Raw genomic sequence first — 16,388 nt, forward strand, 5'->3', positions numbered from 1 at the left:
AAGATCCTTTCAAGAAATTTAAGGCTATTTTATTCTATAAATTTAGCTTTTTACCTTATTTAATATGATATTTTCATGCCGTTTTAGTAAAGTTGCAACCATTCTACACAATCAAGACTTAAAAAAATATTTTCTTAAGATTAAATTTATATTTCTTTATTAGTCAAAATAAATTTGATAAACCGGCTATTTAAATATTATTTTTTATTGTATAATCCACCGCAGTTCTAAGTTTTAGAAAAACTGTTGCAAATTTACAACTAATCAATAGCTTTTACAAATGTTAATAACAATCAAATTTTGGAGGTTTTTATGAAAAAATCACTTATGTTGGCCGCTTCTATGCTGCTTTTATCTTTAAATTTCGCTTCAGGTGCGGATGAAAAAACGCAAGTTAGCTTTAGTGGCTCATCTACTCTAGCTCCAGTCATCGCTAAAATTTCAACCGACTTTATCGAAAAGTACGAAACTTGGGACAAAGTTGATAGCTCTTTGCCAAACAAAAATATCACCATCTTTGTCTCAGCTGGTGGCTCTGGTGCTGGCGTAAAAGCCGTGCTTGATCATGTCGCTGACTTTGGCATGCTAGCTCGCGATATAAAAGATAGCGAAAAAGCAAAAATAAAGGATATGAAAGCCTACACGCTTGGCATAGACGCACTTTGCGTGGCTGTAAACCCAGAAAATGAGGTGATAAAGCTAAAGGGCGGGAATTTAAACAAAGATGAGATTATCAAAATTTTCTCAGGCGAGTATAAAAAATGGAGTGATCTTGATAAGTCTCTACCAAATGACGAAATAGTCGTAGTTACAAGAGATCTTGGCGGCGGTGCTCACGAGGTATTTCAAAAAAAGATCATGAAAGATGTCAAAGTTAGTAAAAACGTCATCCAATCACCTTCTATGGGCGCACTTGTTTCAAAAATCATCGAAAATAAAAATGCTATTGGCTACGCATCTTTTGGTATCACAAACCAAAACAAAGGCAAGCTAATACCGCTAAACGTTGACGGTGTGGAGCCAACTGTTAAAAATATAGTTGATGGCAAATACTACATCTCTCGCCCGCTCATCATTGTAAAAAGTGGCGATCTAAGCAAGAGCGAGCAAATTTTTGTTGATGTGTTAAATTCAGCCGAAGGTCAAAAGACTATCGAAAAAATGGGATTTATACCAGTAAAATAGCCAATGACAGGGCAAATTTTTAAAGGCGGGGTATATGCTTTCACACTTTTATCCGCCATGCTTTTGCTTTTACTCGTGGGGTTTTTACTGATAAATTCCACGAGTTTTTTTGCAGAAGTAAGCCTTTTTGACTTCTTACTAAATGGCGACTGGGACGTTAGTACAGAGCCTTTTAGCTTTGGGCTGTTTAATATCCTAATCGCAAATTTCGCAGTTGCGTTTTTAGCTTGCATATTTTCATTTTTTATCTCGCTTGGCGTTACTATCTTTATCTGCTTTTTTGCGAGCGCCTGGCTTAGGCACGTGCTAGACTGGATGATACGAATACTAGCTGGCATACCCTCTATCATATATGGATTTTTCGCGCTTTACACGGTTGTAAAAATTTTAGAGTCAGGGCTAAAAATGTCCGCTGGCGAGTCAGTCTTGGCAGCTAGCCTCATCCTTAGCGTCATGATACTGCCCTTTTTTACCTCGCACTTGCTCCAAAGTGTTGATCTGCTAAAGCAAAATTTCAAAACAAACTCAGACGCGCTTGGCGTAAGCACGGGATATTTTATAAGAAAAGTCATTTTTAGAAAATCCATAAAAGCTAGCATTTCAGGCTTTATACTCGCATTCTCAAGGGCAGCTGGCGAGACGATGGCTGTGATGATGGTCATAGGCAACACTCCACTTTTTCCGCACCTGCTCTCAAAAGCTCAGACTATACCATCTCTAATAGCCCTTGAAATGGGCATGAGCGAGGCTGGCAGCCTGCACTACCACGCTCTTATTGTAAGCGGATTTGTCCTGCTTGTTTTTATATTTATGTTAAATATTTTTATCTTTAAATTTGAGAAAAACAATGAACGCTTTTAAAGATCATCTAGTCAAATTTTATGCTTATCTTTGCGTATTTATAGTGGTTGCGGTGATGTTTTGGATATTTTATTTCATCTTTGCAAATGGCATCTCTCAGATAAATTTAGACTTTCTAACTAAAAATCCGCAAGGTTTAAATTTAGGTGAGAGTGGTGGCATAAAAGATGCCATCATAGGCTCATTTTTACTGATGATACTATCTATGATATTTTCTGCGCTCCTTGGCGTTAGCTGTGCCATTTATAGGCAAATTTACTGCACCTCTAGCACGATCAAGCTTGGACTTAAATTTATCATCCAAACGATGGCCTCTATACCTTCTATCTTGCTTGGGATGTTTGTTTATGGGCTTTTTATCGTTAGTCTTGATATCCCAAAGAGCCTACTAACAGCTAGCATTACGCTTGCTTTGATGGTCTTTCCATTTGTGGAAGTTAGCACAGAAAAGGTGATCTCGCAGATAGATGAAAAGATGTTAAGAGATAGCTTCGCGCTTGGCGTTGATAAAAATTTCATGGCCAGAAAGCTAGTTTTGCCAACTATTAGAAAAAATATCATATCTATCTTGATACTTGCTGGCAGCTACGCCATAGGGGCTACTGCACCGCTACTTTTAACAGGGGTTGTCTTCATGGCAAAGGCTGAGGGCCTGCTCTCGCCAGTCATGGCGCTACCTTTTCACCTGCACATGCTCCTAAGCCAGTCAGTCGCAACGCAAAATGCCTACGCCACGGCACTTGTGCTTATATTTATACTTATCATTTTGCACCTGCTTTCAGCCGTAGTTTTATTTGATATAGGAGAGAAAATTGCCAGATATTTTAAACATAAAAGATCTTAGTATCTTTTACCAAGACAATGAAATTTTAAAAGATCTAAATTTAAACATCGCTCAAAACGAGATCATCTGCCTAATGGGAAGCTCAGGATGTGGCAAATCGACATTTCTTTCAGCGCTAAATGGCTTTTTGGAGCAAAAAGGCGGCAGATATAGCGGAGAAATTTTATTTAAAGGCGAAAATATCAAAAATAAGGGCGAAATTTGGCTAAGAAGGAAGCTAGCCATACTCTTTCAAGACGCCACACTCTTTCCCTTTAGCGTCGAAAGAAATTTGACCTATGCGATGGAATTTTACGAGGGCAGCATAAAAGACAAGCAAAAAAGAGTAGAGGAACTGCTTAAAAGCGTAAATTTACTAGATGAGATAAGTGACCTTTATATACCAGCTAGCAAACTTTCCGGCGGTCAAAAGCAAAGACTTTGCATCGCAAGGATGCTAACTACAAAGCCAGAAATGCTCATGCTTGACGAGCCTTGCTCATCGCTTGATATGAAAAATGTCTTGATAATAGAGGAGCTCTTAAAAAGCTTGTCGCAAAAATATACGATCATCATCACCACACACAACGAAGAGCAGGCAAAAAGGCTTGGCGGCAGGATAGTCCGCATCGTAGATAAGAAATTTGTATTTTAAAAGAGCTAGAAATTCTAGCTCTAATTTTAGTCGATAAATCTCTTTGTGATATTTGCGTAGGCATCTATCCTGCGGTCTCTTAAAAATGGCCAAATTCTGCGCACTTCTTCGCTTCTTTTCATATCAATTTCTACGATCTTACATAGCTCATCTGTGCTATTTGCACGGAAAAGCTCCTCGCCTTGTGGCCCAAAAACAAAACTATTTCCCCAAAATTTGATCCCATCCATCACGCCGCTATCATCTTTTTCAAAGCCCACACGATTTACTGCGACCACTGGCAGGCCATTTGCCACGCTGTGGCCTCTTTGCACTGCCACCCACGCTTCAAGCTGTCTTGACTTTTCATCCTCGCTATCGCCCTCAAACCAGCCAATAGCCGTTGGATAGATAAGAATTTTTGCCCCTTTTAGCGCCATCAGCCTAGCTGCCTCTGGGTACCACTGATCCCAGCAGACCAAAACGCCAAGCTTGCCAAGGCTAGTTTCAATAGGCTCAAAACCGATATCACCAGGCGTGAAATAAAATTTCTCGTAAAATCCAGGATCATCAGGGATGTGCATTTTTCGGTATTTGCCAGCTACGCTGCCGTCACGCTCGAAGACAAAGGCGGTGTTGTGATAAAGTCCGTCAGCTCTCTTTTCAAAGAGTGAAGTGACTAAAACCACGCCGTTTTCCTTAGCCACCTTGCCCCAAAAAGCAACATCTTCTTGCCAGTCGTTTGCGTGATCAAAGAAATTTGTATCCTCGCTTTGGCAAAAGTACTGCGTCTGGTGCAGCTCTTGACAGACCACGAGATCGGCACCTCCTTTTTTTGCCTCAGCGATTAGCTCGAGTGTCTTTGCGATAGTCGCCTCTTTTGTCCCTTTAAATTCTTGTTGAAGTAGTGCTACTTTCATCTCATTTCCCTTCTTTGTCGTTATATGGGTCTAAATGTGTGGTTATCTGCCACGAATAATCCCTAAATTTTTCTCTTATCTCAGCTTCAAGCGAGTCGGCCACTTCGTGCGCGTCGTAAAGCGAGATATCTTTGTCAAAAACTAAATGCAGCGTTAAAAATATGGTATTTGCGCTCTGTCTCGTGCTTAGGTAGTGAAAGTCTGAAATCCTCTCTTTTGCCTTTATCATCTTGATGATCTCATCTATGACTTCAGGGCTTGCTGCGTGATCTAACAAGATACCAAAGGCGTCTTTACCTAAATTTATAGCGCTTTGAGCGATGTAGCCACTTATCACGATACCAAAGATCGCATCTATCATCACAAAGCCGCTAAATTTAATGATAAGTAGCGAGATGATGACTGCTAGGTTGCTAAAAAGGTCGATCTTATAGTGCAGTGCGTCTGCTTTTATGATAAGGTTTCCGCTTTTTTTAGAAATTTGGTTTAAAAATAGCACCAAACATAACGTCACAACTACCGAAAATACCATCACACCAAGGCTTAAATCAAGGTCTATCTCTAAATTTGGCTCACTAAATTTTTTAATACTCTCATAAAAAATATATCCAGCAGCCACGACGATGATGACACACTCAAATAGCGCTGCCAAGGCCTCTAGCTTTGTGTAGCCAAAGTTAAATCTCTCATCGGCTTGCTTTCTTGACTTTCTAAGCGCAAATAAATTTAAAAGCGAAACGATAAAATCAAGCATCGAGTCAATCGCCGAGCCAAGTACAGCGACTGAGCCGCTAAAAAGTCCAGCTGCAAATTTCACAAGTGCGAGCAAAAAGGCGCAAGCTCCAGCTGCGATAACGGCCTTATTTTCGCCCTGCGTGCACTCTTGCTTATTTATGCGGTTAAACTCATAATCAAACGGACTTCCCAAGACTAAGACCTTTTGTATCTATTTTGGCTTGAGCAGTGAAGCGAGCCATTTTGACGGACAAAAACTAGCGAATTTACACCGATGATCTTTCTATCTGGCAGTGCCTGAGCTAGTAAATTTAGCACCTTTTCGTCGTTTTCGTCGTTATATGTTGGCACGATTAGCGCACCATTTATAAAGATAAAATTTGCATAGGTGCAGCCAAGCCTTTTGCCCTCATAAAATTTAGGCTTAGGAAGCGGCAGAGCAAGTAGCTTAAAGCCAGTTTTTTTAAGCTCATCCTCCATCTTTTTAAGCTCATCAAAGTGTTCATCGCTCTTGTCATCGCAAGCTGCGTAAGCGATAGTATCAGGCGTGATAAAGCGAGCTAAAGTGTCAATGTGGCTATCTGTGTCATCGCCTTTTATAAAGCCATTTTCAAGCCATATAATGCGCTTTAAGCCAAATAAGCTCTTTAGTTTTTCTTCGATCTGCTCTTTACTAAGTGCTTTGTTTCTATTTTCATTTAGCAGACATTTTGAGGTGGTTAAAAGCACGCCATCTCCGTTAAACTCGACACTTCCACCCTCTAGTATCATATCAACTTGCTCAAGCTTGGTTTTGTAAATTTTAGCTAGCTCTAAATTTATTGCATTATCTTTTGAGCTCTTAAATTTACCGCCCCAAGCGTTAAATTTAAAGTCGTAGCTCTTTACGCTAGAGCCATCGTAAACGTCGATCATACCGTAGTCTCTGATCCAAGTATCATCAGTATCAAGCTTAACAAACTCTACATTTTTAAATTTCTTAAACCTAGCAAAATTTGCCTCATTGGGGCAGATGAGCACCACTTTTTGAAACGGTGTAACAGCAGCCACAAGCTCCTCATAGCTCGCCAAAATCTCCTCTAAATAGGGCTCCCAGTCGCTATTACTATGCGGCAGCGATAAAAATAAAAGCTCCTGCTCTTCCCACTCTGCGTACGCTCTCACGCTCTCTCCTTGTAAATTTTATAAATTCCATAAATCGTAATGATTATCCAAAAGACCTCTATCAAAAATGAACCGAGGTTAAAGTGCACAAAAAGCGAGATGATGAGTAGCACCGCACCTGCTAAATTTATTATCTGATAGGCTAGATCGCGGCTATTTAGGCGGCCGATCTGAAGTAAAAAGTAGCCCATCACGATGCAAATCATCCCCAAAAAGCCGATGATCTGAAAAAGATCGATCAAATTTTATCCTTTTTGTAAGCTTAAATTTAAAACAAGATCATATCTAATTAGTTTTAAATTTATGATTATAAGATAAAATAACTCCATTTTTCAGATTGGATTAAAGTTTTATGGATTTTGAGTTTATTGAGAAATTTTATCCGCTTTATGTTAAGGCCGGAGTGCTTACCTGTGAGATCGCCTTTTTAGGGATCGTTTTTTCTATTTTGATCGGTATTTTTTGTATGGCCGTGAAATTTTACAAGCTAAAATTTCTATCAAAAGTGATTGACTGCTACGTTGAGCTCTCAAGAAATACACCACTTCTTATACAGCTTTTCTTTTTATATTATGGCTTGCCAAAGCTTGGGGTGTCGATGAGTGGCTTTGCCTGTGCGGTCGCGGGACTTAGCTTTCTTGGTGGTAGCTATATGAGTGAGAGCTTTAGGCTTGGCTTTGAGGCGGTTAGAAAGTCGCAGATAGAAGCAGGACTTAGCATCGCACTTAGCAAAAATCAGCTGCTAAGATATGTTATCTTGCCTCAAGCATTTAGCGTAGCAGTGCCAAGCATCAGTGCAAATATTATCTTTTTACTAAAAGAGACAAGCATCGTTAGCATCGTGGCACTTGCTGATCTAGTTTATGTCGCAAAGGATCTCATTGGGCTTTATTACAAGACAGACGAGGCACTTTTTATGCTAGTAATTAGCTATCTCATCATCATTTTGCCAGTCTCGCTGGTGCTTAGCTATGTCGAAAAAAGGGTGAGAAATGCAAGGAGTTAGTATTTTATTTGACACGCAAAATTTACTAAGACTCTTTGAAGGTCTAGTCGTTAGCACAGAAATTTCATTTATCTCTATATTTATCTCTATAATCGGTGGCTTAGTGCTTGGCGTACTTATGAGCATGAAAAATAAATTTATCTATTTTATTTTAAAAATTTGCCTAGAAATCGTTCGTATAATGCCTCAGATCGTTTGGTTATTTTTATTTTACTTTGGCGTTAGCAAGGCTTTTGGGATGCATATCTCGGCATTTACCGCCTCGCTCATCGTCTTTAGCCTTTGGGGCGTTTTTGAGATGATGGACATCGTGCGTGGAGCGATAACATCAATACCAAAACATCAATTTGAATCAGCCGCCTCACTTGGGCTTGGTAAATTTCAAATTTACTCTCACGTCATCATCCCACTTGCCACAAGAAGGCTAGTGCCTGGAGCTGTAAATTTACTAAGCCGCATGATAAAAACAACCTCTATCGTCGTACTAATCGGCGTTGTAGAGGTGGTCAAAGTCGGTCAGCAGATCATCGAGCGAAATGTATTTACAAATCCTATGGCGCCATTTTGGATATACACGCTCATATTCTTTTTATATTTTGTGATCTGCTATCCAGTCTCAAAACTATCAAAAAAACTAGAAAAAAAATGGAGCTAAAATGAGCGAAAACATATTAGAACTTAAAAAAATAAACAAATTTTATGGAGAGCTTCACGCCTTAAAGGATATAAATTTAGAGGTAAAAAGCGGTGAAGTGGTCGTGCTTCTTGGACCATCGGGCTGTGGCAAGAGCACAACTCTTAGATGTATAAACGGCCTTGAGAGCATAGCAAGCGGTGAGATCATTATAGACGGTGAAGTGATAGACGCTAAATTTAATGATTGGCAAAGGATCCGCCAAAAAGTCGGCATGGTCTTTCAAAGCTACGAGCTGTTTGATCACATGAACGTCATAGATAATGTCCTTCTTGGGCCTTTAAAGGTGCAAAAAAGAGATAGGGCCGAGGCTGAAAAAACCGCTGATATGTGGTTAAGCAAGGTTGGACTGCTTGATAAGAAATTTGCCTACCCAAAGGAGCTAAGTGGCGGCCAAAAGCAACGCATAGCAATAGTAAGAAGCCTTTGTTTAAACCCTGAGATCATGCTATTTGACGAAGTCACGGCTGCGCTTGATCCAGAGATCGTTAGAGAAGTGCTTGATGTGATACTAAATTTAGCCAAAGATGGCATGACAATGCTAATCGTCACGCACGAGATGAGCTTTGCAAGGGCGGTTGCGAACAAGATCGTATTTATGGACGCTGGAGCCATCGTAGAGATCAGCGAGCCAGAGGAATTTTTCACTAATCCAAAGAGCGATCGCGCGAAGAAATTTCTAAATTTATTCTCGTTTTAGAAAAAATAAGAGATAATTTGCCCGTTTTTTTCAAAATGCGTTTAGAGCGAGATTTGATCGTTCTTATTTATTTAACTTTTTTTACAAGGAGAAAGAGTGAGAAAATTAAAATTTTTCTTATTAGCATTAGTCGCTACCGTCTTTCTAACGGGTTGTGGTGATGACAAAGGTGCGGACAAAGCAGCCGCTTCAAACCAAGCTGACGCGATCGCAAAGATCAAAGAGCGTGGATATATAAGAATAGGCGTTTTCAGTGACAAGCCGCCATTTGGCTACGTCGATAAAGACGGCAAAAACCAAGGCTATGACGTCTACTTTGCAAAACGCATCGCAAAAGACTTACTTGGCGATGAGAGCAAGGTTAAATTTGAGCTAGTCGAGGCTGCTGGTAGAGTCGAAGTGCTCGTGGCTGACAAGGTCGATATCACGCTTGCAAATTTCACAAAGACACCTGAGCGTGCACAAGTAGTTGATTTTGCGCTTCCATATATGAAAGTTTCGCTTGGCATCGTTAGCCCTGAGGGCGCTGTGATAAAGAGCGTCGATGAGCTAAAAGATAAGACTTTGATCGTTAACAAAGGCACAACCGCGGACGCATTTTTTACAAAAAATTATCCTGACATTAAGCTTGCAAAATACGACCAAAATACTGAAACATTTGCAGCTTTGGTTGATAAAAGAGGTGCCGCACTAGCACATGATAACGCCCTACTTTTTGCCTGGGCAAAAGAGACCCCTGGCTTTGTTGTAGGCATTGAAGCACTTGGTGATGTGGATGTGATAGCACCAGCTGTTAAAAAAGGTAACAAAGTTTTACTTGACTGGCTAAACAATGAGATCATTGAGCTTGGAAAAGAAAATTTCTTCCATAAAGACTATGATGCTACACTAAAACCGATCTATGGTGATAGTGTCAATCCAGAATCACTTGTCGTTGAAGGTGGCAAATTCTAAAATTTAATGGCGTAAATTTTTACGCCATCTCTCTTTTTTTAAATTTAACAAATACGTTTGTAAAAATTTTTGCCAGTAGATTACACTGCATAAAATCCATAAAGGGCGGATATCTTACATACCTGAGTAGCAAACTAGTAGACGACCCCTTGCAAAATAATGAGCTATTTTAAAAAGAACGCCGACATTAGATAAGATTGTATTATCCGCATGAATATTCAAAAAGGCTAAGATGAGCATATACTTAATAAATTTAAATTGTAGATGGTATGTATGCAAAGTTTCCAAAAAATTCGCGAAAGCTAGACGATAGAGATAAATCTTAGTTTTTGAATGTTTAAATAAAATTTTAAAAAGCATTTTGACTAAATTTAACCCAAAATGCTTTTATTGGCTACATCAAGCTCTTTAGTAAATTTGTCACTTTTTGCTCGATCTCTGCTAGAAATTCCTTGCTCTTTGCCTCAAATCTAGTAACTATTACAGGCGTTGTATTTGACGCGCGCACCAAAGCCCAACCATTTTCAAATTGAATCCTTATGCCATCGATATCAATGATATTTTTTATCTTTGGCAGGTCGCAGCTCTCATTTTTCACACACTCTTTTAGCTTGGCAACTATCTTAAATTTAGCCTCATCAGTCGTCTTTATCTTGATCTCATCTGTACTAAAGACAAGTGGCATCTTATCAAGCTCGCCGTCAAGATCAAAGCCCTTGTGAACTAGCTCAAGCACCCTCATCATCGCATAAAGCGCATCATCAAAGCCAAAGTATCGCTCTTTAAAGAATATATGCCCACTCACTTCGGCTGCAAGATCAATATTTAGCTCTTTCATCATCTTTTTTATATTGCTATGTCCAGTTTTTCCCATGAAAACTTCGCCGATCTTTGCGATCTCATCGTACATATTTTGTGAGCATTTTACCTCGCCAAGCACCTTTGGATGTTTCATATTTAGAGCATAAAGATAGGCTAATTCGTCGCCTTTTATATCCCTTTTTGGTGTTATCACAGCGATCCTGTCACCATCTCCGTCAAAGCCAAATCCAAGATCAAATTCCTTCTTTTCGATGAGCGAAAATATCTCTTTTAAATTCTCTTTTTCGCTTGGGTCTGGGTGGTGATTTGGGAAATTTCCGTCTGGATCTTCATATAAAATTTTTGCATTTAGCCCAAGCGTTTTTACGATCGGCACCAAGCTCACGCCAACAGCACCATTTGCGCAGTCGATAACAAAAGGTTTTTTGAAATTTTTAAGTTCGCTAAATTCTTTTACAAAAAACTCAACATATTTTTCTAAGATGTTAAATTTCTCACAGCTCTCATCGTCTGCGATCTGCTCACCAGAGGCGATTATCTCGTTCACCTTGTCTCTTAAAATTTGCAGATCTTTGCCAAAAAAACTATCTTTTTTGATAGTGATCTTAAAGCCGTTATACTCTTTAGGGTTGTGAGAGCCCGTGATCATGATATTTGCGTCAAAATAGTCAGCATAAACGCTAAAGTAGCCAACAGGAGTTGGAAGCAAGCCAATGTTGTAAATTTTAAAGCCACCAGCCTTGTTTAGACCACTTAGCAGGCACCTAAAAAGTGTGCTAGCACTAAGCCTTGCATCAAAACCAACACTTAAAGTTTTTACGCCAAATTCGTTAAATTTCTTACCCAAAGCAAGCCCTATAGCCTTGACGCTATCTTCTGTCAAGTCTTTCTCAAAAATGCCGCGGATGTCGTATTCTCTAAAAATTTCATCATATTTCATTGTAAATTCTCCCTAAAAGAATGCAAAAATAATACAAGAATAAATTTAAAAAGGAGTAAATAATTTTATAAATTTAGTGGGGTTAAAATATAAATTCGAGCTAGAAAGCTCTAGCTCGAAAAGGATTGCTACATCATGCCGCCCATGCCACCCATTCCGCCCATGTCAGGCATTGCAGGCATTGCTTTTTCTTCTTTTATCTCGCTGATAGTTGCCTCAGTTGTTAGTAGTAAGCTAGCCACACTAACAGCGTTTTGAAGCGCGACTCTCTCAACTTTAACTGGATCGATGATACCAGCTTCAAACATATTTACATATTCGCCAGTTGCAGCGTTAAAGCCAAAATTTGCATCTTTGCTTGTCTCAACTGCGTTTGCAACAACGCCTGCGTCAAAGCCAGCGTTTTCAGCGATTTGACGAAGTGGAGCACGAAGCGCTCTTCTAACGATCTCAGCGCCGATTGCCTCATCACCTTGTAAATTTAAATTTACACTCTTTGAAGCAAGGATAAGAGCTGAACCGCCACCTACTACTATACCCTCTTCAACAGCTGCACGAGTAGCGCTTAGTGCGTCATCTACGCGGTCTTTTTTCTCTTTCATCTCAGTTTCAGTCGCAGCACCTACTTTGATAACTGCCACGCCGCCACTTAGTTTTGCAAGGCGCTCTTGTAGTTTTTCTTTGTCATAGTCGCTTGTAGTCTCAGCGATTTGCGCTTTGATCTGAGTTATTCTAGCGTCGATCGCTGACTTTTCGCCTGCGCCATTTACGATAGTTGTGTTATCTTTGTCGATAACTACACTTGAAGCTTGTCCAAGGTCGTTTATAGTAGCGCTCTCTAGTGTTCTGCCTAGCTCTTCACTGATAACTTCGCCACCTGTTAAGATAGCGATATCTTCAAGCATCGCTTTTCTTCTGTCACCAAAGCCAGGAGCTTTAACGGCTGAGATGTTTAGCACGCCACGAAGTTTATTTACTACAAGCGTTGCAAGTGCTTCGCCCTCGATATCTTCAGCGATGATTAGAAGTGGTTTGCCACTTTTTTGTACTTGCTCAAGCACTGGCAATAAGTCTTTTAAATTTGTTATCTTCTTGTCAAATAGTAATATGAAAGGATTGCTTAGCTCAACTTGCATCTTTTCAGGGTTTGTGATGAAGTATGGGCTTAGATATCCACGGTCAAACTGCATACCCTCAACAACGCTTAGCTCGTCTTGGATAGATTTTGCCTCCTCTACTGTTATGACGCCATCTTTGCCGACTTTTTCCATCGCGTCAGCGATAAGTTTGCCGATACTCTCGTCTGAGTTTGCAGAGATAGTAGCGATCTGAGCGATCTCTTTTGAGCCAGAAACTTTTTTAGAGATATTTTTTAGTGCATCTATAAGAGCTGCTACTTCTTTATCCATGCCACGTTTCACTTCGATAGGATTTGCGCCAGCAGTTACGTTTCTAAGACCCTCTTTAAATATCGCATGAGCTAGCACAGTCGCTGTTGTAGTACCGTCGCCTGCTTGGTCGTTTGTCTTGCTTGCTACTTCTCTAACTAGGCTTGCACCCATGTTTTCGATAGTATCTTTTAGCTCAACTTCTTTAGCCACGCTAACGCCGTCTTTTGTGATGTTTGGAGCGCCAAAGCTCTTTTGGATAAGGACATTTCTGCCTCTTGGTCCCATTGTCACTTTCACAGCGTCATTTAGTTTTTTAACGCCCTCATATAGGCGGTTTCTTGCATCATCAGAGTAAAAAATTTCTTTTGCCATTGTCTTTCCTTTTTAAATTATTTAATCACGCCTAAAACGTCGTCGATGTTTAAAACAAGATATGTTTTATCATCTAAATTTACCTCAGTACCAGCGTATTTAGCAAATACTACTTTTTCGCCAACTTTTACGCCCTCAGCTTCAGCGCCAACTGCTTTTACCTCGCCGCTTAAAGGTTTTTCTTTTGCGTTATCAGGTATAATAATGCCCGAAGCTGTCGTCTTTGTCTCTTCTACGCGTTCGACTAGGACACGCTTGCCTAATGGTTGAAAGTTCATTGTTCATCCTTTTAGTTTAATTGTCTTTTTTAGCACTCTTTATTTTTGAGTGATGAAATCCTAGCATTTTTTTCTAAAAAAGTCAATAATTTATAGTGAATTTTATTAAAAACTTTAGTCTAAGTGACTAAAGTTTTATGATATATAAAACTAATATAAAGGAATTTTATGAAAAAAATAGCCTATATAGTAGCGGCTTTGGCGCTGATAATCCTTTGCATTTTTGGCCTTTTGTTTAGCTCTTTTGGCAATAAATTTATAGCCAGCAAACTAGAAAAAGAGGCACTCGCTCGTGGCATTGATGTCAAATTTAAAGATTTTAGCCTTGGGTTTAGCACGCTAAATTTAGAAGCAACCGTGATGAATGCCATAAATTTAAAAGCAAATGGCGACCTCTCTTTGCTTGCTCAAAGCATGAATTTAAACATAGATATAGACGCCAACAAGGCAAAGGCTAGCGAGCTTGGTTTAAAAGAACCTGTCGCGCTTAAGGCAAATGTGGCTGGCAAATTTAGCGACTTTAAGCTAGTGGCAACTGGCACGGCGCTTGGCTCAAACATAAATTTAAATGCAAATTTAAAAGACTATCTACCAAAAGCTCTAAATCTTGACGCTAAAAATATCGAGCTTTCTGAGATCTCAGCCCTTGCTAAAAAGCCAAATTTAGCCAGCGGCAAGCTTGATCTAACGAGCAATATGCAAGGCGTTGATGAGAAAAATGAGCCCATCATTAACGCTCAAATTTTAGCCAGCAACGCAGTGATAAACAAAGAAATTCTTAAAAACGAATTTGGGCTAAATTTAGCAAAAGATATAAGTTTTAAAGGCGGCGTAAATGCTAAATTTGCAAATGAAAAAGTGAGCGCAAAAACCATTATCATTGCGCCTGAAGCCACTTTAAAAGCAAATGAGACGACCTATGATCTAGCTAGTAAAAATTTAAAGAGCGACTTTTCGCTAAACGTGCCTGATCTTGCTCTTCTTGGCAAGCTCTTGGGCGAGCAGCTAAATGGCGCAGTGGATGCAAACGGCAAAATTTTGGTGCAAGAAAATGCCCTTAAAAACCTAAAAGCAGACATCAACGGCCTTGGCGGTAAGATAAATGCAAATTTTGATAGTAAAAATTTAGTCCTAAATGCCGCAAATATCAAACTAAAAGAGCTTCTAGCACTTGCTTTGCAGCCAAACTACGCAGACGGAGAGATAAATTTAAATGCAAAATTTAGTGGCTTTGACGAGCTAAAAAAGCTTGCCGGCGAGGCTAAATTTGATATAAAAAACGGCCTTATAAATAAAGAACTTGCAAAGCTTAAAAATACGGCTAAATTTGAGCTAAAAGGTGGCGCTGTTGCAAAGGGAGAGCTTGTAAATTTTGACGCAAATGTGCTTAGCGACCTTGGCGAGCTAAAGGATATAAAGGGTATTTATGACTTAAAAAACAGCCAAATTTTTACTAAATTTGCCCTGCTTATTAGCGATCTTGAGAAATTTAAAGCAACAAGCGGCTTTGAGGTGAGCTCAAAGATGGCACTTGTGGGTGATATAAAAGTAAAAGAAAGCAAGATAGATGAGCTAAATTTGGGCGGCGATGCCTTTGCTGGCAAGCTAAACTCCACCATAAAAAATGAAAATCTAGGTCTTAGCCTAAAAGAGGCGCAGCTAGGAGAGATCTTAGCGCTTAGCGGCAACGATAGGCTGGCAAACGCCAAGGCAAATATCCAGGCAAAGGGGCAAAATATCTTTAGTAAAAGCCCAAGCATCGCCGTAACGATCGCTCTAAATGATGGCAAATTTAACGCCGCAGCGCTTAGCAAAATGCTTGATAAAAAATTCCCAGAAAATGAGAAATTTAGCTCAAATTTGAGCCTAGACTACAAAGGCGACGTAGCAAAATTTAGTGGCGACTTTCTTAGCTCGCTAGCTGACATAAAGGGCATAGATGGCAGCTTTGACGTGAGCAAAAGCACGCTAAACTTAAAGCTTCAAGCGGTAGTTTCAGAGCTAAATAAGCTTGCATTTTTAGCTGGTCGCGAGCTTCACGGTAAATTTGCAGCCCTCATAACAGCAAATGGCAAAGTGGATGACCTAAGCGTAAAAGCCACTTCAGATGATCTATTTAAGGGCAAACTCGAGGCTAACTATAAAGCTGGCACGCTTGATGCTGTGCTAAAAAACTTTGAGGTTAAAGGCCTAACGCAGACTTTGGGGCTTGATCATCTATATGATGGCAACGGCGATGCTAAATTTGACTACGAAACAAAGCAGAAGCTCGGCAAATTTGACATCTTGTTAAAAGAGGGTCACCTAGCCAGCACAAACCTCACAAACAACATCAAAACCTTCACCGGCAAGGACATCACAAAAGAAATTTACAAAGACGGTAAAATTTACGGCGATATAAAGGGCGATAACGTCGTTTTCAACGTAAATTTAAGCTCTCCAAAAAGCGACATAAAGGTCACAAATGGCACTTATAATACCGCGACAAAAATGCTAAACGCACCGCTTGTTTGCAGGCTCGAAAAGACCAATCTAAACGTGAAAATTTCAGGCACGACAGACAAGCTAAAATACGACGTCAGATCGCAGTATCTTGAAAATAAGGTCAAAAAAGAGATAGGTAGATTTTTAGATAAAAAGCTTGGCAAAGATGATGAAGGCACAAGTAGCGAAAAGCAAAATTTAAAAGGGCTTTTAAAAGGGCTATTTTAGATGAAAAAGGCGGAAAAATTTAAAGTATCTAATGGGGCTTGGGCACTTTTGTAGCGACATAAACCAAAGTGCGCTTGGCGTGATGCTAGTGATCGGCGAGTGATAGCGCTCAAATTTGATGCGAAATTTAGCTTGCGCGTATTTTGCAAGTAAAATTTAATGCTTGCGGTAGTAAAATTTTACAAAATTATGTTTAC

16 protein-coding genes are annotated in these 16,388 nt (G+C 39.7%); 9 read left to right on the forward strand and 7 right to left on the reverse strand.

Annotation, left to right across the window (positions count from 1 at the left end):
* Positions 1-312 precede the first annotated feature (312 nt).
* The 4 genes from CCON33237_RS05905 to CCON33237_RS05920 are packed head-to-tail and all read left to right on the forward strand — an operon-like array spanning position 313 to position 3,524.
* Complete coding sequence (locus tag CCON33237_RS05905; RefSeq protein WP_054196805.1) at positions 313-1,185, forward strand: phosphate ABC transporter substrate-binding protein; 873 nt, start codon at positions 313-315, stop codon at positions 1,183-1,185.
* A gap of 3 nt (positions 1,186-1,188) precedes the next feature.
* Positions 1,189-2,046 carry a phosphate ABC transporter permease subunit PstC gene (pstC, locus tag CCON33237_RS05910; RefSeq protein WP_054196806.1) on the forward strand — a complete coding sequence of 286 codons (858 nt, stop codon included), beginning with the start codon at positions 1,189-1,191 and terminating at the stop codon, positions 2,044-2,046.
* Positions 2,033-2,890, forward strand: coding sequence for a PstA family ABC transporter permease (locus CCON33237_RS05915; RefSeq protein ID WP_054196807.1), 858 nt, complete (start codon positions 2,033-2,035; stop codon positions 2,888-2,890). The genes pstC and CCON33237_RS05915 overlap by 14 nt, the downstream gene beginning before the upstream one ends.
* Positions 2,859-3,524, forward strand: a complete 666-nt coding sequence (locus CCON33237_RS05920) for a phosphate ABC transporter ATP-binding protein (RefSeq protein ID WP_054196808.1) — start codon at positions 2,859-2,861, stop codon at positions 3,522-3,524. The genes CCON33237_RS05915 and CCON33237_RS05920 overlap by 32 nt, the downstream gene beginning before the upstream one ends.
* A gap of 26 nt (positions 3,525-3,550) precedes the next feature.
* Here the strand turns inward: CCON33237_RS05920 and CCON33237_RS05925 are convergent, their stop codons facing one another.
* Genes CCON33237_RS05925 through CCON33237_RS05940 form a run of 4 tightly spaced genes read right to left on the reverse strand, consistent with a single transcriptional unit; the run spans position 3,551 to position 6,564 of the window.
* A complete protein-coding gene (locus CCON33237_RS05925; RefSeq protein WP_054196809.1) occupies positions 3,551-4,423 on the reverse strand; it encodes a carbon-nitrogen hydrolase in 873 nt (290 codons plus the stop codon).
* A 1-nt stretch (position 4,424) separates the two neighbouring features.
* A complete protein-coding gene (locus CCON33237_RS05930) occupies positions 4,425-5,351 on the reverse strand; it encodes a cation diffusion facilitator family transporter (protein ID WP_081004442.1) in 927 nt (308 codons plus the stop codon).
* 2 nt (positions 5,352-5,353) lie between these two features.
* A complete protein-coding gene (locus CCON33237_RS05935) occupies positions 5,354-6,322 on the reverse strand; it encodes an agmatine deiminase family protein (RefSeq protein ID WP_054196810.1) in 969 nt (322 codons plus the stop codon).
* A complete protein-coding gene (locus CCON33237_RS05940; protein WP_021089339.1) occupies positions 6,319-6,564 on the reverse strand; it encodes a CBU_0592 family membrane protein in 246 nt (81 codons plus the stop codon). Before CCON33237_RS05940 ends, CCON33237_RS05935 begins: the two co-directional genes overlap by 4 nt.
* A 110-nt stretch (positions 6,565-6,674) precedes the next feature.
* On the opposite strand from CCON33237_RS05940, the gene CCON33237_RS05945 reads away from it, so the two are divergent.
* The 4 genes from CCON33237_RS05945 (at position 6,675) to CCON33237_RS05960 (ending at position 9,676) form a co-directional block, all read left to right on the forward strand.
* Positions 6,675-7,328, forward strand: a complete 654-nt coding sequence (locus CCON33237_RS05945; protein WP_054196811.1) for an amino acid ABC transporter permease — start codon at positions 6,675-6,677, stop codon at positions 7,326-7,328.
* Entirely contained in the window at positions 7,315-7,983 is a 669-nt protein-coding gene (locus CCON33237_RS05950) for an ABC transporter permease subunit (protein WP_054196812.1), read from the forward strand. Before CCON33237_RS05945 ends, CCON33237_RS05950 begins: the two co-directional genes overlap by 14 nt.
* 1 nt (position 7,984) lies before the next feature.
* Positions 7,985-8,722: an amino acid ABC transporter ATP-binding protein gene (locus CCON33237_RS05955; protein WP_021091230.1), complete on the forward strand. Its 738-nt coding sequence runs from the start codon at positions 7,985-7,987 to the stop codon at positions 8,720-8,722.
* A gap of 96 nt (positions 8,723-8,818) precedes the next feature.
* The gene (locus tag CCON33237_RS05960; protein ID WP_054196813.1) at positions 8,819-9,676 is read left to right on the forward strand and encodes a cysteine ABC transporter substrate-binding protein; all 858 of its coding nucleotides are present in this window, start codon (positions 8,819-8,821) and stop codon (positions 9,674-9,676) included.
* Between the two features lie 394 nt (positions 9,677-10,070).
* Here CCON33237_RS05960 and CCON33237_RS05965 read toward each other — a convergent pair whose 3' ends face one another.
* The 3 genes from CCON33237_RS05965 to groES form a co-directional block, all read right to left on the reverse strand.
* On the reverse strand, positions 10,071-11,438 hold the full coding sequence (locus CCON33237_RS05965; RefSeq protein WP_054196814.1) for a phosphomannomutase/phosphoglucomutase: 1,368 nt from the start codon (positions 11,436-11,438) through the stop codon (positions 10,071-10,073).
* 128 nt (positions 11,439-11,566) lie between these two features.
* Entirely contained in the window at positions 11,567-13,201 is a 1,635-nt protein-coding gene (gene groL / locus CCON33237_RS05970; protein ID WP_002940160.1) for a chaperonin GroEL, read from the reverse strand.
* Positions 13,202-13,218: 17 nt separating this feature from the next.
* Positions 13,219-13,479 (reverse strand): co-chaperone GroES, encoded by a 261-nt coding sequence (groES, locus tag CCON33237_RS05975; RefSeq protein ID WP_002940431.1) that lies wholly within the window; start codon positions 13,477-13,479, stop codon positions 13,219-13,221.
* Positions 13,480-13,647: 168 nt separating this feature from the next.
* Between groES and CCON33237_RS05980 the strand changes: the two genes are divergently transcribed.
* Positions 13,648-16,191 (forward strand): translocation/assembly module TamB domain-containing protein, encoded by a 2,544-nt coding sequence (locus CCON33237_RS05980; RefSeq protein WP_054196815.1) that lies wholly within the window; start codon positions 13,648-13,650, stop codon positions 16,189-16,191.
* The last annotated feature ends 197 nt before the right edge of the window (positions 16,192-16,388 follow it).

Origin of the sequence: Campylobacter concisus (genome assembly GCF_001298465.1) — a bacterium.
Taxonomy (GTDB): domain Bacteria; phylum Campylobacterota; class Campylobacteria; order Campylobacterales; family Campylobacteraceae; genus Campylobacter_A; species Campylobacter_A concisus.